This is a genomic window from Mucilaginibacter pankratovii, assembly GCF_014773265.1.
In the GTDB taxonomy this organism is placed as follows: domain Bacteria; phylum Bacteroidota; class Bacteroidia; order Sphingobacteriales; family Sphingobacteriaceae; genus Mucilaginibacter; species Mucilaginibacter pankratovii.
This window is the reverse complement of sequence record NZ_JACWMY010000012.1, coordinates 166,219-185,000: the sequence shown is the minus strand read 5'-3', so window position 1 is coordinate 185,000 and position 18,782 is coordinate 166,219. Positions and strand designations below refer to the sequence as shown.

The following is an 18,782-nucleotide window of genomic DNA, read 5'->3' as shown; positions in this document are numbered from 1 at the left end:
CTGACTACCAGCCTTTACGGTATTCGCGTTTTACAAACTGGTTAACCTCATCAAAGTTGGTAACCTTCATAGCGTTGTTATCCCAAAGCAGTTTTATGCTTTCCGGGCGGCCCTTAGGCACAATATCGTGCCCGCGAACAGCGAGGTTTGCCATCAGTAATGCTTCGGTAAGCGGGCCGGCGGTTTCAAACGGAGAACTTACTTCCATTTTACCGTAACCTGCCAAACAAGCTTCTACCCATTGTTTGTAGTGGCCTTCCGACTGCCCTTCTACACGGGCGTAGGTTTGTTTTACGTCAACCTCTTTTGTGCGCGATGTTGGCAGCAACAGCGGATTTGAACTATAGGTGCTGGCAATCATTTTACCTTTTGTACCGATGAATAATGTCCCGTTGCCATCGTCGCCGAATTTTTCATCCGGGCCAAGCTCTTCAGGGCGTTCGGGTTGGATACCGCCATCCATCCAGTGTACGGTTACATCGCCTTTGGTTTTCTTTGTTTTAGGGAAAGTTAAGGTAATGTGGCTCGATGGCGGGCAGCTCTCAGGGAAACGGCCACGTTTAAACTCATCCACATAAACAGTACCTACGCTGGCCTGTACATCTTTTACATACTCTAAACCAAGTACACGGAAAGGCGCTTCTACCAGGTGGCAGCCCATATCGCCCAGGGCGCCGGTACCGTAATCCCACCATCCGCGCCAGTTAAACGGCACCAGTTTATCTACATAGTCTTTATAAGGCGCTGTACCCAGCCACAGATTCCAGTCAAGCTCTTTCGGCACTTCGGCCTTGCCGGCCGGCCATTGGATGCCCTGCGGCCATACCGGGCGGTTTGTCCAGGCGTAAACGGTATGCACATCGCCTATGAGGCCCGCGTTATACCATTCGGCCAACTGGCGGGTTCCATCGTTTGATGCACCCTGGTTGCCCATTTGGGTAACTACCTTATATTTTTTTGCAGCGGCGGTAAGCTCGCGTGCTTCCCAAATATCATGTGTTAAAGGTTTTTGCACGTAAACGTGTTTGCCCAATTGCATGGCGCCAAGGGCTACAATGGCGTGGTTATGATCTGGCGTGGAAACAGACACCGCATCGATATTTTTTGCTTCCTTATCCAGCATCTCGCGCCAGTCTTTATAATATTTTGCTTTCGGGAACTTCTTTACAGAGTTTGCCGCGCGGCGGTCGTCTACATCGCAGAGGTAAGCTATGTTTGCTTTACCGCTTTTGGCAAAGTTGGCAATATCACTTTCGCCTTTACCGCCTGCACCTACGCCTGCAACATTCAGCATATCACTTGGCGCGGTATAACCTTTACCGCCCAAAACAAAGCGGGGAACGATCATGAAACCGGCTGCCGCCAGGGAGGTATTCTTGATAAAATCCCGCCTGGATGCTCCGGCAGCGGGGGTTTCTTCTTTCTTCTCAGTCATTTTGATAGCTTTATTGATTAAAGAGTGCCTTTTTTCAGTTGATCTACCGCGTAGTTTGCTGCACGTGCAGTAAGCGCCATATACGTAAGCGAAGGGTTTTGGCAAGCGGCCGAGGTCATGGCTGCACCATCCGTAACAAATACGTTTTTGGCATCCCAAACCTGGTTCCACTCGTTCAATACCGATGTTTTCGGATCGCGCCCCATACGTGCGGTGCCCATCTCGTGGATACCACGACCAAGTACACCGTCGGTAGTGTAGCCTTTTACGTCTTTTACACCTGCGTTGGTCAGCATTTCTACCGCATCGTTCATCATGTCTACACGCATTTTCTTCTCGTTGTCTTTTACCTCAACGTCGAATGCTAAGATCGGAAGGCCCCATTTATCTTTCCTGGTTTTATCCAATGTGATCTTATTCTCGTGATATGGCAGGGTTTCGCCGAAGCCGCCCATACCAAAACTCCAGTTACCCGGTTCTGATAAGGCATCTTTAAACGCTCCGCCAATGTTCATTTCGGCGATGTCGCGACTCCAGTTGCTGCGGCTGCCGCCACCCTGGTAACCAAAGCCACGAATATAATCGCGTTTTTCGCCATTTAAATTGCGGTAACGTGGTATATAGATACCATTTGCCCTGCGGCCAAAGTAGTATTTATCTTCAAAGCCTTCTATCCTGCCGCCTGCACCAACACCTAAGTGGTGATCCATTACGTTGTGGCCAAGCTCGCCGCTGCTGCTGCCTAAGCCGCCTTCCCATACATCCGTTGCCGAATTCATTAACACCCAGGCACTGTTTAATGCTGATGCATTAACAAATACAATTTTTGCGTAGAATTCGTAAGTTTTGTTGGTTTCGGCATCGATTATCTCTACGCCTTTTGCTTTCTTGGTATCCTTATCGTAAAGGATACGGGTTACGATAGACCATGGGCGAACGGTTAAGTTACCGGTTGCCATAGCTGCCGGCAATGTGGCCGACTGGGTGCTGAAATACGCGCCAAACGGACAACCTAACCAGCATTTATTGCGGTACTGGCAGTTGGTACGGTTGTTATGCGGCACAGTAATATTAGCTGTACGGCCAATAACAAAGTGGCGAGAATCTTTATAAAAATCTTTAAAACGTTTCTGAACATCCTTTTCTACAACGTTCATATCCATTGGCGGCATAAAATCGCCATCCGGAAGGATGGGTACGCCATCGCGGTTACCAGATATACCTGCAAATTTCTCTGCATAGCTATACCATTTCTCCAGGTCTTTATAACGGATAGGCCAGTCTACACCAACGCCATCTTTAGCATTTGCTTCAAAATCGGTTTCGTGCCAGCGGTACGATTGACGGCCCCACATGAGCGAGCGGCCACCCACATGGTACCCACGGAACCAGTCGAAACGTTTAATTTCGGTATACGGACTTTCTTTTTCGTCAACCCAGTAATCTAAGTTTGTTTCATTCAGAGGATAATCCCGCTTTAAAACCGGGTAATCCTCTATCATTTTTTGGGTACGGCCACCACGATGCGGGAACTCCCAGGGCCCTTTGTTGGCGTTCACATAATCTTTAATGTGCTCGATATTTCTACCGCGCTCTAACATGATGGTTTTTAATCCCTTCTCGCTCAGTTCCTTTGCAGCCCAGCCGCCAGATATCCCTGAACCAATGACTATAGCGTCATAAGTGTTTGTAGACATAATATTACTGCGTTAAATAAATTTGTTTAGTATTGGTTACCTCGCCTAATGTAGGCATAATAATTATTTTTCAAATATTTTTTCATTGTGTTTTTTATACACAATCTCCAGTTTGCAGTTCTTTTTATGGTTCGCAATTGGCGGTTTATACTGAACGGTTAAAACCTTCATTCCGCTGCAAACTGCCCACCGCAAACTGCTAACCTTTTTTAGATTCACTCACCGCATGGTCTACCGCACGTGCCGCAAAGGCCATGTAGGTTAACGATGGATTTTGGCATGACGTTGAGGTCATGCTGGCGCCATCGGTTACGTATACATTTTGGCAGGCGTGCAGGCGGTGCCATTTATCAAGCATCGATGTTTTTGGATCGTTACCCATGCGCACGCCACCCATTTCGTGGATATCCAGGCCCGGTGCCCGGTTATCTGTTGATGCCTTAATGTTTGTGAATCCGGCGGAGGTGAACATTTCTGTCATCTGCTCCACGTAATCCTTCTTCATTTTGGCGTCGTTGTCGTCATAGTCAACCGAGATCTTCAGCAGCGGGATCCCCCATTGGTCTTTCTGACTCTTATCCAAAGCTACATAATTGCTTTCCTTCGGGATGGTTTCGCCCATCATATGCGAGCCCACCTTCCAGCCGCTGAGGGTATCGTTTACTAAATTCTTTTTCAGATCCTCGCCAACGCCGTCGCTGCTGGTTTCGCGGTAGCGATAGGCGCTAAAGCCTGCCGCGTAGCCGCGTAAAAAGTCAGTTTCCTGTTTGTAAACGTTGCGGAAACGCGGGATGTAGCCGCCGCCTGCCGGGTTACGGCCATCGGTTGTCCATTCTTTATCACCATCCCACTCGGCATTTATATGTGCCGAATAATTGTGGAAGGCCACGTATTTACCCAGTGTACCGCTATCGTTGCCCAACCCATCAGGGAAACGGTTCGAGGTGGAGTTTAGTAACACCAGGTTACTATTTAATGCTGCCGCGTTGAGGAAGATCACATCGGCATAATATTCTATAGCTTCTTTGGTATTGGTATCGATAACACGCACGCCGGTTGCCTTGCCCAGTTTTTCATCGTACATAATAGACTCTACCACCGAGAACGGCCTTAAGGTTACATGGCCTGATCTTAGCGCCCACGGAATAGTAGATGAATTGGCGCTAAAGTAACCGCCGAACGGGCAGCCACGCTGGCAAAGGGTACGTTTTTGGCACTGCACCCTTCCCTGATCAAAATGGATCTGGTTGGGTTTTGACAAGTGAGCGCAACGCGCGCTGATGACGTGCCTGTTTTGATAATGCTGTTTTACGTGTTTGCTAAAGCGCTGCTCCACCGCATTTAACGGGAAGGCGGGTAAAAACTCGCCATCGGGCAGCTCCGCTATGCCATCCAGGTTGCCGGAGATACCCGCGAATTTTTCTACATGGCTGTACCATGGGGCAATATCTTTATACCGGATGGGCCAATCTACCGCGAAACCATCGCGTGCAGGGCCATCAAAATCAAAATCGCTCCAGCGCTGCGTTTGCCTTGCCCACAGCAGCGATTTACCGCCAACCTGGTATCCGCGGATCCAATCGAACGGTTTTTCCTGTACGTAAGGGTGCTCCTTATCCTTCACAAAAAAGTGCATGGCATCCTCGCCAAAGGCGTAGCAGCGATTTACAATAGGGTTTGCTTCGCGAATTTCGGCAGTTACCTGGCCATGGTGCGCAAACTCCCAGGGGTACATATTGGTGGTGGGGTAATCTTTATTGTGTTTTACATCGCGGCCGCGCTCCAATACCAAAGTTTTAAGGCCTTTATCACCCAGTTCTTTGGCTGCCCAGCCCCCGCTCATGCCCGAGCCTATTACAATGGCATCAAACGTACGGTCTTTAACACTATCTATATTTAAATTAGCCATTATGCTGTAGCCTTCTTTTTAACCGGGAACATAGCATTATACCTGCCCGGCACCAATTCATAAACTATTTTCTCGGTCATGAAGTATTTAGAGGTGGTATACCCAAATACCGTTTGCCCCTTTACCGTCCAATAAAAGCCAAAGGCTTTGCTGTCCTTATCTTTATTGTTAGGGTCTTTACTTTGTTTTTCTATATCGTTCACAAAAGCGGTGCGCTCTGCTGCGGTAAGTTCGCTGAAAGATTTTCCATGTTTTTTATCAACAGCCTCGCTAAATTCCTTTAAGCCGGCCATAAAATCACCCTGCCCTTTTTCATCGTAGCAGTCGTCTATCATTTTAAAAACGAAGAGATTGATGCCAAGATCTTTGGCGCCGGGGGTATTAGTTTTGGGGAGAATGGTTTCGGTAAGGTCGTTTACCAGGGTTTCCTGTTCGGCATCAAGCTTAAGGTGCTTTAGCTCAATAACAGATTTTCCTTTATTATCGTTAAGGCAGGATGGCAAAACAGCCGCACTGCCCAGGATCAAAGCCATGTTACGGATCGCTATCCGCCTGTTCATTTGATAGTTCAAAGTTCTGAATGATTTAGTTTATGCATACATAACGGGATATTGTGCTCAAACAATATCCCGCTATTAGTTAACGAAGCTGAAAGGTATGCTTTAAAGCATTAATAACCCCATTTTTTCATGGTTTGTAAATCAATTTTTACAGAGTCGAGCGGATCTACACCCTGGTACGACTCCTGTTCGATGATGAGTAACGACGTGCCACCTATTTTTTTAGCTTCTTTCAGCACTTCTTTAACCGGTAATACACCGAGGCCAAGCACGCAGCTTTCGTAGCCGGTGCCTTCGTTAGGGTGCTCGGCGCTTTTTATTTCGTCTTTTACGTGCATCGATTCAAAACGGCCAGGATATTTTTTGATGATGGAGATAGCATCATTTTCGCGGCCATACATGTTACCAATATCCAATTGCTGGGCAACCAGGGCCTGATCTGTATGCTGCATAATGTAATCGAACAGGCGCATATCCCCTACCATTGTGGTAAATTCAAAATCGTGGTTGTGATAGCCAAACTTCATCCCCAATTTCTGGCACAACTCGCCACTTTTGTTGAATTGCTCCATAGTACGGTCAAGGGCGCTTTTATCGGTACGCACGGCGGTATCCATCCACGGGCTTATCACATATTTCTGGCCTAAAACGGCAGCATCTTCTACGGTCCATTTCCAGGCATCAGTAAAGTCATTTTTGGCAGCGTCCCAGTGCTGGGTGGTCATTACGGTGTGGCCGCTTGGCATTACCAGGCTAAGGTCGTCCAGTACTTTTCTAAATTCCTTGGCGGTGTAGCCGTAAAATTTGCGGTTTCTATAGTCAGCATGTTCTACATATACATAACCCATATCAGCCAGTTTTTTTAAAACCCCGGCAGGGTCTACCTTCATGGCGTCGCGTACCGAGTACAGCTGCAAGCCTACACGCTGGATCTTTTTCGGCGCGGCTAACAGGTTATCAGGCAATAAAGCCGCGGCAGTTACGGCCATGGCGCTGTTTTTTAAGAAACTTCTGCGGGATGAATTCATTATTTTGAGATTTTAGTTGCTAATTTTTTGCTATTGGGAATACAGGAAATAACAGGTCTGAATTGCTCACAAAGGCAATATGCTTACTATCCGGCGACCATGATGGCGTATTGATAGTACCCTGCCCGCCATATAAGTAGGCCACCACTTTGGATGGGCCGCCCGCGGCAGGCATTACGCGAATGTAAACGTGTTTGTAAAAAGGGTGGTCGCCGGGGGCAACTTCGCTTTTGAGGAAGGTGATGTATACTATCCACTTGCCATCGGGCGAAATATGCGGGAACCAGTTGTTATAATCATCATTGGTGATCTGTGTTTGATTGGTACCATCGGCATCCATGCGCCAAACCTGCATCAAACCACTGCGTACCGAATTAAAGTAGATGTATTTGCCATCCGGCGTGTATTCCGGTCCATCATCCAGGCCTTTTGTGGTAGTCAATCTTTCTTCGGGGCCACCGCTTGACGGAATGCGGTAAACATCGTACTCTCCTCCGCGTTCACCGCAAAATACCAGGAACTTACCATCCGGCGACCAGCCGTGCATATAGCTTGCGCCAACACCTTTTTTGGTAACGGCCTTAGCCTCTCCGCCCGCTATGGGTACGGTATAGCCAATAGATGGCCCGCCATCGCCGCTGCTGATGGTAAGCATTTTTCCATCGAAGGATATTACGTGGTCGTTATTGTTATTTTTGGCCGCTCCTGTATTTAAAGCAACCGGGGTGCTTTTAGCAATATTAAAATTGTAAAGGGTTCCGTCGCTGTTGTAAATTAAGGATTTACCGTCGTTAGTCCAGTTTGGCGCCTGTAAAGATTTCGGCGATTGGTAAACCACGCGGCTGTTCTGGCTGTTCATATCCAGCAGTTCGATAGCGCTGCCAAGGTATTTTTTATACGGAACCAGGTCGGCCGGTGCCGGGCTCACAATGCGAACGTTGCTAAACACGGCTTTCTCCACCACATCCGCATTGTGCGAACAAACAAAGATACCTACGTACACTTCTTCGCCCAGGTCAAGGTCCAGCTTTTCTTCCGGGCCAAATACATCGCCTTTGTGCGCAACCGACATGGTAAAGGTATTGCCCCTGCGTTCGAGTTGAATTACATCCGCGAAGGTTTGTGTTGATTTTTGTTCTTCGGTAACCGCGCCGGTTGTTTTGCGGTATTGCAGCGAGGTAAGCCCGTCGCCATGTACAACGGCGTTTATATGGGCACTATTACCATCTAAGGATTTGCGCACCATAAAGCCCCATTTGCGATGCAGTTCGGTGCCTTTGCCTATAAAAGCCGCGTTGGTGCGGAGGATAAAATCGCCTTTTACCTTTTTCCACACAAAATGGAACTCATCGGTATTGGCCCAGATATTGGTGCCTGCACCGCTTACCTCGTACTGCTGATCTTTAGCATCGTATCTAACGTCGCCTTTGTTTTTAACCGGGCCAACATCGCTGTGGCCATCAAAAATACCTGTGGATTGTGTTTGTGAGTAACCATTACCGGCAAACAGCATAGCTGCCAGCACGACGGTAAAAAAACGCGTTAGTTTCTTATACATCAGATTTAAAGGTTAGCTATAATTGGTTTACTAAGTTATATATTCATTTGTAAAAATCACAGGTTAAAAATTGCTTTTAAATAAAAAAGGGGCGTTTTAGCGCCCCTATGTGTACTTTTTATGTTACATGGTTAAAATAATACCATGTTTTGTTAAACTTAATCTGTAGCGAATATCTGCTTGCCGGTTTTTGGGCAATAAACAGGCTCGGCTTTAAGTGCAGGCCTTACATATTCTTTTAAAAATTGTTCTTTCGAATCTTTATACTGGCTCACTGCGCCTATCAGGCTCATGAATTTAATATAAAGGAACGCAGTATCAACCTGGTGCGGCTTAAAGCCCGAGCGGGCGCTTTTTGGGAAAAGGTGGTGGTTGTTGTGCCATTCGCCGGCCACGTAGCCCGGCCATAGCTGGTTAACAGACATATCCTTGCGGTTATGGTCTACGCCGTCGCGACGTTTGTCTTCGCCTTTGCCGTGGCCTTCGTAATTAAACGTACGTACGCCTACAGCCCAAAAGCCTGCGGCTCCGAAGATCGCGCAGCCTAAAGCTACACCACCAATTAAATAAAACATCGTGAACCAAAACGCCCAGTTGGCTATAACACCTACTACGGCGTGAAAAGGATTGGCAACAGAACCCCATTTTTGGTATTGCGCATAAGTATTTACCGATACGCCGGTATGTTTCATTAAAGTAACACAGCGTGCATACTCCTTCTCGTTCATGTTACGGTTGATGGGCTGATGATTTGCATCGGCCAAAAAGCAGTACAGGAAACCGCCCTGCGCGTTGTACGGATCGCCCGGCTGATCTGATAACGCATGGTGCACGTGGTGCGATATCGCATAGATCTCCTCAGGAATGATCTTCAGGGTAAGATTTTGTGTAAAGAAGCGCCAGAAATTATTTTTAAACTTATACGCGCCGTGGGTGCAGTACCTGTGATACCAGATGGTGCCATGGGTACCCATTACTACCATGCTGTATACAGCGGCGACAATAAGCAACTGAATGGAGAAGTATTTAAATATAAAGAACATCAGGAATACCGACAGTGTTAAAACCATCATCCAGCTCATAAAAGAAAGCCAGTTCTTTTTGGTTTTGAAGATGTTAAGCCTCGAAAAAAATTCTTTGAAGATCTGGCCCGGAGTAGGTTTCGAAAGGTTGCCATTTTCGTCCTTCCAGCCGTAGGAAGGTTGTTCTAATACATCGTGTATAAATGCCATTAGGATTGGATGATTTGTTAATAATCTAGTTTTCTAATTTTAAGGTTTGGGACTAAAGATAGGCAAACAAATTGGCAATTCCCAAAGAAAAGAGTTAATAAAATTAATAAGTAATTAAATTCGCAGTTAAATCGCTGAGTTATTGCAACATTTGTATGACATTGGCATTACAATTAACCTTTTTTATACTTTCCTGGTCATAAGGTAAGTTAATCCACTACCATGACAAAACAAGCCCTCCTTTTTGTGCTCTCATTTACGCTTTTCTCAAAAGCTTTTGCCCAGCAGCCGCCACGTGCTGTAAGCGGTACATTAATAGATAGCCTGGGGGCCGTGCCGGGTATGACAGTGAAACTCACCTCGGATAAAGACAGCATGGTGGTAGCCAGCGATGCTAAAGGCGGCTTCGCCTTTGGTGCCGTATTTTCCAAAAATTTTAAACTTACCATATCGGGGCTGGGCTACCAGGCCTTTAGCCGGCGCTATGTAATGGACGATGCCAAAACCGCTATTAAGCTCGATCCGATTAAGCTTACCGTACAAACCAATATGCTGGGGCAGGTAAATATCACGGCGGCTGTGGTCCCTATAGTTGTAAAAGAAGATACCATAGAATATAAAGCTGCGGCCTACCCGGTACGCGCAGGCTCGCCGGTAGAAGACCTGCTAAAAAAGTTACCCGGCGTATCGGTAGATAAGGATGGCAACGTAACCGCGCAGGGCAAGCAGATAACCAAGGTACGTGTAAACGGCAAAAATTACTTTAGCGGCGATGTACAAACTGCTACCCAAAACCTACCTGCCGATATTGTAGAGAACATACAGGTAATAGATGATTACGGTGACCAGGCCAACCTTACCGGCATCAAAACGGGCGACCCGGAGAAGATCCTGAATATCACCATCCAAAAAGGCAAACGCACCGGCAAATTTGGGCAGGGCACCGTAGGGGCAGGTAACGATGACAGGTACCTGGCACGCGTATCGGTTAACGCATTTAAAGAAGATGAACAATTGTCGCTCATCGGCACCATTAATAATACAAATGCCAACGCCTTTAACCTGGGTGCAGGTGGTGGCGGTGGTGGCCGGGCCGGGCGTGGTGGCGGGGCAGCAGCAAGCGGGGGCGTAAGTACGGCCAATGGCATCACCACCAACCGCTCGCTTGGGTTTAACTACCGCAACGAGTGGGGCAAAAAAATAAGCGCTTATGGCAGCTACAGCTTTGCCGATAGGGATAAGCTGGGCACTACTACCTCGCAAACGCAAAATCTTTTTCAGTCGGGCACCATATTAAGCAACGATAACAGCGTAAGTAAAACACATAACCTTAACCATCGTATTGATTTTAATATTGAATACCGTATTGATACCCTGAACTATCTGAAGATAAACCCAAACTTCAGCTACAATTCATCCAACGATAACACCACCGATGCTTTTAGCAATACGCGCAATCAAACGCTTGTTAACGGGAATGAACTGGCATTAACCAACTCCACCGCGCCCAGCGGCGGCATCAGCATACTGTATAACCATAAGTTCCGTAAAATAGGGCGCAACTTCAGCATCAATACCAGCCTCAACTATTCCAAAAACACGCAGGATCTGAACGACCAATATACTACCGAGCAGGCCGGGGTGGTTACACCCCTTTTTCAGCAGATCAATACCAACAACAGTTCTAACAAGTACAACATCGCCCTATCCTACACCGAACCATTGGGCAAGGGCAATTTCCTGGAAGCTAATTACAATCATAGCTACAGCAATACCGACAATAACCGCGCTAACTATAACATCGACCCGCTTACCGGCACGCAAACGTACGTAGACTCGCTGAGCACCTTATATAACTACCAGTTTATTACCGATAAGTTTGGGCTGAACCTGCGCGGTGTAAAAACCAAGTATAATTATACTTTGGGCCTGGCTGTGCAGCCAGCCTCGCTTAATGGCGAATCGCATAATTTCAGCACCTCTACCCATACTTTTAATTACATCCCAACGGCCAGGTTCATCTACAATTTTCAGCGAAACCATTCACTGGCCATTAATTATACCGGCAGCAACAATCAGCCAAGCTTTACACAACTGCAGTTACAGCCCGATTTCAGCAACCCACAAAACCGCATTTATGGTAATCCCGATCTGAAACCTGAATTCAGCAATAACATCAGCCTGCGCTACAACCAATTTGATATCGCCAGCGGCAACTCGCTGTTCACCAATTTATCATTCAATTCTACACAGGATAAAATTGTGACCAACAGCAAACCCATTACCGTAAGCACTACTACCACCACCGGCCGCAACAATACCGTGCAGGAAACCCGTTACTTAAATACCGATGGCTTTTACTCGGCCAGCGGTAATTATGCTTACTCCAAACCCTTTGCCAACCGCAAATTCACGGTTACGCTGAACGGCGGTGCCAGCTTTAACAACAACATCAGCTTTATTGAGGATGAGCGTAACATAGGCAAAAATTGGGTGTTTAACCAGGGCGCCAAAGTGCGTATTGATATAGACAGCCTGATGGATACCCAAGTAAGCGGCAATTACAGCATTAATACTACCAACTATAGCCTGCCATCATCCATCAGCACTGATGCCAAAACATGGACACTGGGGCTGGATGGCCGCAATTACTTTTTTAAGAACTGGATACTGGGTTACAACCTCACCCAAACCTTCAACCATGGTTTCAGCAGCACGGTTAAGGCCAACCCTACCCTGCTAAGCACTTATGTAGAATACCAGTTTTTAAAAGGCAATATCGGCGCACTGCGTTTCCAGGCGTTTGACCTGTTCAACCAAAATACCGGCGTAACACGCAGCGTAAGTGGCAGCCAGATCATAGATACCCGTACCAACCGTTTGGGCCGCTACTTTATGCTGACGTTTGCCCTGCGCCTGCAAAAATTTGCCGGAAAACAAGGCGGCCGTAATGGCGGTGGTGGCGGCAGGCGCGGTGGTGGCGAAGGTGGCGGTGGTTTTGGAGGAGGTGGCGGCAGGCCGGAGTAATCCTAACAATTACCAATGGTTGAAATTTGCATGTTCGAAACGTGGCGGCAAATCCGCGTCGCGAGTCGACTCACCCGGTCTTTGCTACGCTCGACCACCCTCTCTGCTTCGCAAAGAGGGTTTAGTGTCAGTTTGTTTTTTTCTTCTTTCCTCACCCTCTTTGCGAAGCAGAGAGGGTCGAACAGCGAAGCGCATTCGGGGTGAGTCAAATATACGAGCGATAGGAACAAAACTATGCCTCTCTCTAAGGCGGTGTCCTCACCGCCGTTTCCAAGAAACGCGACCGTCCGGTGCCTCTGCGGGGTCTCATTGAAACGGGTCCTGTGGGAACTTAAAACTATCCGGGAGCTACGGTGAAGACACCGTAGCCGGGGAAAGTATATTGTTATGATGAGTAAAAACCATTGCAATGACAAACCCGTTTTTTGCTATTTTTAGCCCATGTTAAACCATGAGCGAAAATTCCCGTCTAAACGGGGATTTGTTATTTATATACCCCTGATTATTTTAATTATTGTTGAGGCTGGCTACATCGCCGGCGGGAGGTATATCGGCGCGGTTTTGGTGTTGGTGGTCGTGTCGGCAATGTTTCTCCCAGTGTTCTTCAATACTTATTATGCTATAAGCAACACGGGTACGCTGAGGGTAAAATGCGGCATGTTCTTTAATACCAAACTGCCTATCGGCAGTATAATTAAAGTTGAAAACACGCGGACCGTATTAAGCGCCCCGGCCTTATCTACCGACAGGATAGAGATATTTTATAACAAATTCGATTCGGTGGTGATCTCGCCGAAGAACATAGCCGAATTTGTGGCTGAGTTACAAAAGATAAACCCGGATATCCGGTACCAATAATACCGATAGCCTGAACCAGGAGAATTACATATGCTGAAGAACATTATCCTTTGTATAGCAGGGATATTTTTTACAAACAGTTGCTTGGCACAAGCACAGGAAACTACACGAAAAAGCAGGTGGCTTACCGATTCGGTATACGAAGCATACACGGTGCTTAAAACCGATAAAAATATTAAGCATGGCCCGTACCGGGCTCTCTTCCTCAAAAAAAAACCTGTAGCCGAGGGCGATTACGCCAACAATATTAAAACCGGCCTTTGGCATTTTTATAACGAAAAAGGCGAGCAGCTGCAAACCTATAACTATACTACCAAAGCTTTTGAGTTTTTGGCCCCGGCAGATACCACAACCTACCTTCATTACGTGGTCGACAAAAAAATAACGCCTGCCGATAAAGTAACCCTGCCCGTAAAGCTTGGCGGCACTTATTATGGTTATATCCCGTATTTACGCTTATTTGATGTACCGAACAAAATGTACGCTATGATACAGGCAAATAAAGATTACATAGAGGTACTTGTAGAGTTATTGGTGAGCCCCGGCGGCAGGCTGGCAGATTATAAGATCTCTTTAAACATAGATAGAAGACTTTTAAAGGCTTTTAACATGAACCCCAATTTACCCGACCCGGCAGACGTAATCTTCACTCCCGCCACCGTAAACGGCGAACCTGTTACATCCAGGATATTGATCAAAGCTTATATAACTGATGACAACCACTTGGATTATGAATAACGTGAAGGCTTTGCTGAGAAGGAGCAGCATAATTATTACTTGCTTGTTTATTGTGCAGGTATGCCATGCGCAGCCAACCCGCGAGAAAACAAACCTGCTAACAGATTCGGTAAGCGAAGTATACCATGTTTTAAAGACCAACAAATATGTTAGGCATGGGCTGTACCAGGCGTTGTTTCAACACTTTCAACCGGTAGCAACAGGAATGTACGAGAATGACAAGAAAGTGGGCGTATGGCGTTTTTATAATCCCAAAGGCAAACTAATGCAAACATATGATTACAGTACCCGCCTTGCCAGTTTCGAGGCGCCCGAGGATACCACATCCAATATGCGTTACCTCCTGGATAAGGATCTGCGGCCGGGGGATAAGGCTACCAAACCCATTAAAACCGGCGGCCGGTATTTTGGTTATTTAAACTATCTGCAGCTATTTAACCTCCCCGACGCTTATAAAGACCACCCCGAAGTTGAACTTAACGAGGTTAAAACCACGGTAGAACTGTTGATAAGTCCGGGCGGACGGCTGGCAGATTATAAGGTACACATCAATAATGGCGCACAAGACAACGTGATAAAGATGAATACGAACCTGCCCGACGAAGAAGACAGGGTGTTTACACCTGCTACACTTAACGGCGAACCGGTTTCCTGCCGTATCATCATCCGCGCATATATAACCGAAAAAGGACACCTGGATTTTTATTGAAAGAGAATTTATAACAATGCTAAAGAACTACCTATTAATTATCGCCTGTTTGTTTGCCGTGGCAAAAGCAAAGGGGCAGCAGGAAACTTCTAAAAAAACAAACCGCCTTACCGATTCGGTAAAGGAGGTATACACCGTTTTAAAAAGCAATAAGTATATTAAACAGGGGCAATACCAGGCCATTTACCAGGGAGAGATACCAGTGGCCGTGGGTGCTTTTAACAACGATGTAAAAACCGGTATCTGGCGCTTTTTTGATGCCGCCGGCAGGTTAATGCAAACCTATAACTACGATACACATAAGGTAAGTTATGAAGCGCCGGAAACAGCGGCATCAAACCTGAGATACTTTGCCGATATAGATATAGACAGCACCGATGTGGTAACCAAACCCATAAAAGTTGGCGGCAGGTATTATGGTTATCTGCCCTACCTGCAGTTATTCACCTTACCCAGGGATATTACGGATATCGACCGGTTTCGGTACATAGCGACGGTGGAATTATTAATAAGCCCGCTGGGCAGGCTGGCGTATTATAAAGTTAATATTACAGGGGCGGATTACCAGCGGACGATAAATATGAATGTGCATTTACCTAATGAAGAGGACATGATTTTTATCCCCGCTAAGCTGAACGGCGAACCGGTAGCCTGCCGCATTATCATCCGTGCGCGTATCACCGACAGGGGCCACCTGGATTTTCCCTGGAAAAAATAAAAAGGCGCGCCGTATATAATACAACGCGCCTTTGGCTTTAAACTTTTTAGTGGTGATGATGGCCATCCGGGCCATGTGCATGGCCGTGAGAAAGCTCTTCGGGCGTGGCCGGGCGAACGTTTAAGATCTCGCCTTTAAAGTGCAGTTCCTGGCCGGCCATCGGGTGGTTAAGATCTACAATTACCGAATCTTCGGTAACCGATACTACCTGGCCCTGGAAACGGTTACCATTATTATCCTGCAAAGGCAATACCTCACCAATTTGCGGCACTTCGGCACCCTGGAACATTTCTTTTGGCAAATTAGCTACTGCTTCTTCGTCAAATTCGCCGTAGCCTTCTGCTGCGGCTATACGAAAATCATACGTATCACCTGTCGACAAGGTGCTTAAGTTTTCTTCAAATTTTGGTATCATTTGGCCCGCGCCAAACAAAAAAGTTAGTGGCTGCTCCTGGGTTGCGCTTTCTGCCAGCCCTTCGCTGCCATCTTCTTGTTTAACATACAAATCGTATGTTAATGATACTACGTGTTGTGGTTCAATTTTCATTATGATGATTGTTATAAGTTAAAAGCTGAAAGTCTAAAGCTCAAAGATTTCTCTTAGCTTTAATCTCGTTATTTTCAGCTTTATTCTTTGCTTTCTGCTTTAGTCTTTTAGCTTTCAGCTTTTATATAAAGGAATCAGTTATTTATTTGTTTTAAAGCATCCGCCGTATTATCCACCGGCAGGCTGCAGGTTTTATCCTTACAGATATAGATGCGGGTATTGCTTTCAAACTTATCCGTCAGCAAAGGTAATGTTCCTTTTTTACCGCCCAATATTATTTTATTGGGGATGTAATTTTGTTCCACTTCTTTACGCAGGCTTTCGTAATTATCGCCGGTGATGGCAACTTCATAGGTGCCAAATATCTCATCAAGCAAAAGGGCTGTCCAGTTGCTGTAGGCGGTGCTGTATTTGGCCAAATGCGGCGCAATATTTCGCAGCATCTGTGCCGCTATCTCATGATATTCTTCCTGATCGAAGAACAGGCCCAGCTTTTTAAGGTTGCGCGCCATCACCGAATTCGAAGCGGGGATCACCCCATCCATAATTTCCGATTTACGGGCGATGAGATGCTGGTCGTCATCGGCGGTGTAATAGAACATGCCCGTATGCTTATCGTAATAATGCAGGATGGCGTAATCGGCAATGCCTTTGGCACGAATGAGCCAATCCTCATCGAAAGTAACTTCGTACAGGGCAATAAAGGCATCAACAATATTGGCGTAATCATCTAAAAAGGTGGCGATGGGTTCATGGTCGCCGTTGGGCAGCAGTACGGGTTCTTTAAAAATGCGCAGCAGTTTATCACCCGAGAGCATGTTGCTATTGAGGAAATCTGCATTCTTCAAAGCCAGCTCCAAATACGCCGGATCATCAAAGGCGCGATAGGCATCGCAAAGCCCTTTCAGCATCAGTCCGTTCCAGGAGGCCAGTATCTTATTATCCAGCCCCGGGCGGATGCGTTTGCTGCGGGCATCAAAAACCTTTTGGCGCGAAGTGTTGATGCGACTCAGCAATTCATCAACCGGTAACCCTAAAATAGCAGCCATTTCCTCGTCACCCTCCCTGCGGAAGAAAACATTGGAATGCTCTTCTTCCCAGTTGCCGGCATCGGTAACGTAGTAATAAATGCAGAACAGTTGCGCTTCATCGCCTAAGATTTCTTCCAGCTCGGCTTTGGTAAAAATATAGAATTTACCCTCCTTTCCTTCACTATCGGCATCCAATGCGGAGTAAAAGCCATTTTCGGGTGAAGTTAATTCGCGTTTAACAAAGCTGATGATCTCGGCCGCGATTGTTTTATACAGCGGATCCAGGTTCCAGATGTAAGCTTCTGCGTAGAGACTAAGCAGTTGCCCGTTATCATACAACATCTTCTCGAAATGCGGCACATGCCAAACGCCATCCACCGCATAGCGGGCAAAGCCGCCGCCAATATGATCATAAATACCACCGAAGGCCATTTTGTGGAGGGTGAGTTTTACAAAATCCGCTACATCATCGTCCTGCGTTAAATGAGCATAGCGCATTAAAAACAGCGAATTGTTCGGCATCGGAAACTTGGGCGCGCCGCCAAAGCCACCTTCCTCCTCATCAAAATAGCGTTTCCAGGTTTTTAGAATAGGTTCAAAATCGGCCTTACTGTATTCGGGTTTCTCGTGTACAAAAGCAACGGATTCGTATTGTTTAATGCCATCGGTTAAGCGCACGGCATAATCTTCGGCTTCCTCGGGTTTGGTTTTGTAGAAATCGGCGAGGTTGAAGAGCAGGCTCGTCCAGTCGTTCTTACGAAAGTAGGTGCCGCCGTAGATAGGGCGCTGGTCGGGCAGGCAGATGCAGTTGAGCGGCCAGCCTCCCCTGCCGCTCATCAGTTGTATGGCACTCATATAGATCTGGTCAACATCGGGGCGTTCCTCCCGGTCGACTTTGATGCAGACGAAATACTCGTTCATCACAGCTGCCACGGCCTCATCCTCAAAGCTTTCATGCTCCATTACATGGCACCAATGGCATGCCGAGTAGCCAATGCTTACCAATATGAGTTTGTTCTCTTCTTTGGCTTTATGCAAGGCCTCCGGCCCCCAGGGGTACCAGTTAACCGGATTGTTGGCATGCTGTAATAAATATGGGGAGGTGGAGGTGGCGAGGCGATTCATATACGATAGAATGTATCTGGATAAACGGCGAAATTCTTAATTGTTTTTACAATGTGCAAATCAATCCCATCCAATCGTTTAACTTGCCCGCATTATTGCAAATGACTAACACCACCAAACTCAAATATGCCAAAACCATCATGTTTTTGGCAGCCCTGTACAATATTTTCTGGGGATTAGTTATCTCGGCTTACCCGCAGGTCCTTCTCTTCGGCAACCCGCCGACGGATTTCCTGCTCATCATTCTCCGCTGCGTGGGCATGCTGGTTGGTGTTTACGGCATCGCTTACTACTTCGCCTCCCGCGACCCAAACGCTTACTGGCCACTTATTTTGGTGGGCTGGATAGGTAAACTGCTGGGGCCAATTGGTTCGGTTTACTACGTTGCTATAGGTAAGCTAACGCCGGCTTTCTTTTGGGTGAATGTATTTAACGATATCATTTGGCTGGTGCCTTTTGGTTGGGTGATCTATTTGGCGGTGAAGAAAAGGTTGTAGTCAAAAATCACAGCGGCGAGTTGACTCACCCGGCCATCGCTCCGCTGGGCCACCCTCTCTGCTTCGCAAAGAGGGTGATGAAAAGAGCCTCAACTCTGCTCTTTCCAAAGGAG

At 46.8% G+C, this 18,782-nt stretch carries 15 protein-coding genes; 6 read left to right on the top strand and 9 right to left on the bottom strand.

The window, feature by feature from the left end; translation table 11 throughout:
• Positions 1-4: 4 nt before the first annotated feature.
• From IDJ77_RS21840 to IDJ77_RS21810, 7 genes are all read right to left on the bottom strand, one after another.
• Positions 5-1,435 (bottom strand): Gfo/Idh/MocA family protein, encoded by a 1,431-nt coding sequence (locus IDJ77_RS21840; protein ID WP_191191104.1) that lies wholly within the window; start codon positions 1,433-1,435, stop codon positions 5-7.
• A gap of 17 nt (positions 1,436-1,452) precedes the next feature.
• Positions 1,453-3,132 (bottom strand): GMC oxidoreductase, encoded by a 1,680-nt coding sequence (locus IDJ77_RS21835; RefSeq protein ID WP_191191103.1) that lies wholly within the window; start codon positions 3,130-3,132, stop codon positions 1,453-1,455.
• Positions 3,133-3,331: 199 nt separating this feature from the next.
• Positions 3,332-5,041: a GMC oxidoreductase gene (locus tag IDJ77_RS21830; protein ID WP_191191102.1), complete on the bottom strand. Its 1,710-nt coding sequence runs from the start codon at positions 5,039-5,041 to the stop codon at positions 3,332-3,334.
• On the bottom strand, positions 5,041-5,601 hold the full coding sequence (locus IDJ77_RS21825) for a gluconate 2-dehydrogenase subunit 3 family protein (RefSeq protein WP_191191101.1): 561 nt from the start codon (positions 5,599-5,601) through the stop codon (positions 5,041-5,043). Before IDJ77_RS21825 ends, IDJ77_RS21830 begins: the two co-directional genes overlap by 1 nt.
• A gap of 110 nt (positions 5,602-5,711) precedes the next feature.
• Positions 5,712-6,629, bottom strand: a complete 918-nt coding sequence (locus IDJ77_RS21820; protein WP_191191100.1) for a TIM barrel protein — start codon at positions 6,627-6,629, stop codon at positions 5,712-5,714.
• 19 nt (positions 6,630-6,648) lie between these two features.
• The gene (locus tag IDJ77_RS21815; RefSeq protein WP_191191099.1) at positions 6,649-8,187 is read right to left on the bottom strand and encodes a TolB family protein; all 1,539 of its coding nucleotides are present in this window, start codon (positions 8,185-8,187) and stop codon (positions 6,649-6,651) included.
• A 158-nt stretch (positions 8,188-8,345) separates the two neighbouring features.
• Positions 8,346-9,419, bottom strand: a complete 1,074-nt coding sequence (locus IDJ77_RS21810) for a fatty acid desaturase (protein WP_191191098.1) — start codon at positions 9,417-9,419, stop codon at positions 8,346-8,348.
• 222 nt (positions 9,420-9,641) lie between these two features.
• Here IDJ77_RS21810 and IDJ77_RS21805 point away from each other — a divergent pair, with 222 nt between their 5' ends.
• The 5 genes from IDJ77_RS21805 (at position 9,642) to IDJ77_RS21785 (ending at position 15,469) form a co-directional block, all read left to right on the top strand.
• Positions 9,642-12,446 (top strand): TonB-dependent receptor, encoded by a 2,805-nt coding sequence (locus IDJ77_RS21805; RefSeq protein WP_191191097.1) that lies wholly within the window; start codon positions 9,642-9,644, stop codon positions 12,444-12,446.
• Between the two features lie 441 nt (positions 12,447-12,887).
• Positions 12,888-13,304, top strand: a complete 417-nt coding sequence (locus IDJ77_RS21800; protein ID WP_191191096.1) for a PH domain-containing protein — start codon at positions 12,888-12,890, stop codon at positions 13,302-13,304.
• A 30-nt stretch (positions 13,305-13,334) separates the two neighbouring features.
• A complete protein-coding gene (locus IDJ77_RS21795; RefSeq protein WP_191191095.1) occupies positions 13,335-14,042 on the top strand; it encodes a toxin-antitoxin system YwqK family antitoxin in 708 nt (235 codons plus the stop codon).
• Positions 14,017-14,751, top strand: a complete 735-nt coding sequence (locus IDJ77_RS21790; protein ID WP_191191094.1) for a toxin-antitoxin system YwqK family antitoxin — start codon at positions 14,017-14,019, stop codon at positions 14,749-14,751. Before IDJ77_RS21795 ends, IDJ77_RS21790 begins: the two co-directional genes overlap by 26 nt.
• A gap of 16 nt (positions 14,752-14,767) precedes the next feature.
• Positions 14,768-15,469, top strand: coding sequence for a hypothetical protein (locus IDJ77_RS21785; protein WP_191191093.1), 702 nt, complete (start codon positions 14,768-14,770; stop codon positions 15,467-15,469).
• A 46-nt stretch (positions 15,470-15,515) separates the two neighbouring features.
• Here the strand turns inward: IDJ77_RS21785 and IDJ77_RS21780 are convergent, their stop codons facing one another.
• Together IDJ77_RS21780 and IDJ77_RS21775 are read right to left on the bottom strand one after the other, a co-directional pair.
• A complete protein-coding gene (locus IDJ77_RS21780) occupies positions 15,516-16,016 on the bottom strand; it encodes an FKBP-type peptidyl-prolyl cis-trans isomerase (protein ID WP_191191092.1) in 501 nt (166 codons plus the stop codon).
• 134 nt (positions 16,017-16,150) lie between these two features.
• The gene (locus IDJ77_RS21775) at positions 16,151-18,172 is read right to left on the bottom strand and encodes a thioredoxin domain-containing protein (RefSeq protein ID WP_191191091.1); all 2,022 of its coding nucleotides are present in this window, start codon (positions 18,170-18,172) and stop codon (positions 16,151-16,153) included.
• Positions 18,173-18,273: 101 nt separating this feature from the next.
• Between IDJ77_RS21775 and IDJ77_RS21770 the strand changes: the two genes are divergently transcribed.
• Entirely contained in the window at positions 18,274-18,669 is a 396-nt protein-coding gene (locus IDJ77_RS21770) for a hypothetical protein (RefSeq protein WP_224751188.1), read from the top strand.
• The last annotated feature ends 113 nt before the right edge of the window (positions 18,670-18,782 follow it).

Excerpts from the sequence above, each read along its gene's own strand:
- IDJ77_RS21790 (WP_191191094.1), top strand. The coding sequence starts at position 14,017 with ATGACAACCACTTGGATTATGAATAACGTGAAGGCTTTGCTGAGAAGG.
- IDJ77_RS21775 (WP_191191091.1), bottom strand. The coding sequence starts at position 18,172 with ATGAATCGCCTCGCCACCTCCACCTCCCCATATTTATTACAGCATGCC.
- IDJ77_RS21815 (WP_191191099.1), bottom strand. The coding sequence starts at position 8,187 with ATGTATAAGAAACTAACGCGTTTTTTTACCGTCGTGCTGGCAGCTATG.
- IDJ77_RS21840 (WP_191191104.1), bottom strand. The coding sequence starts at position 1,435 with ATGACTGAGAAGAAAGAAGAAACCCCCGCTGCCGGAGCATCCAGGCGG.
- IDJ77_RS21780 (WP_191191092.1), bottom strand. The coding sequence starts at position 16,016 with ATGAAAATTGAACCACAACACGTAGTATCATTAACATACGATTTGTAT.
- IDJ77_RS21785 (WP_191191093.1), top strand. The coding sequence starts at position 14,768 with ATGCTAAAGAACTACCTATTAATTATCGCCTGTTTGTTTGCCGTGGCA.
- IDJ77_RS21825 (WP_191191101.1), bottom strand. The coding sequence starts at position 5,601 with ATGAACAGGCGGATAGCGATCCGTAACATGGCTTTGATCCTGGGCAGT.
- IDJ77_RS21795 (WP_191191095.1), top strand. The coding sequence starts at position 13,335 with ATGCTGAAGAACATTATCCTTTGTATAGCAGGGATATTTTTTACAAAC.
- IDJ77_RS21805 (WP_191191097.1), top strand. The coding sequence starts at position 9,642 with ATGACAAAACAAGCCCTCCTTTTTGTGCTCTCATTTACGCTTTTCTCA.
- IDJ77_RS21820 (WP_191191100.1), bottom strand. The coding sequence starts at position 6,629 with ATGAATTCATCCCGCAGAAGTTTCTTAAAAAACAGCGCCATGGCCGTA.
- IDJ77_RS21830 (WP_191191102.1), bottom strand. The coding sequence starts at position 5,041 with ATGGCTAATTTAAATATAGATAGTGTTAAAGACCGTACGTTTGATGCC.
- IDJ77_RS21770 (WP_224751188.1), top strand. The coding sequence starts at position 18,274 with ATGACTAACACCACCAAACTCAAATATGCCAAAACCATCATGTTTTTG.
- IDJ77_RS21800 (WP_191191096.1), top strand. The coding sequence starts at position 12,888 with ATGTTAAACCATGAGCGAAAATTCCCGTCTAAACGGGGATTTGTTATT.
- IDJ77_RS21835 (WP_191191103.1), bottom strand. The coding sequence starts at position 3,132 with ATGTCTACAAACACTTATGACGCTATAGTCATTGGTTCAGGGATATCT.
- IDJ77_RS21810 (WP_191191098.1), bottom strand. The coding sequence starts at position 9,419 with ATGGCATTTATACACGATGTATTAGAACAACCTTCCTACGGCTGGAAG.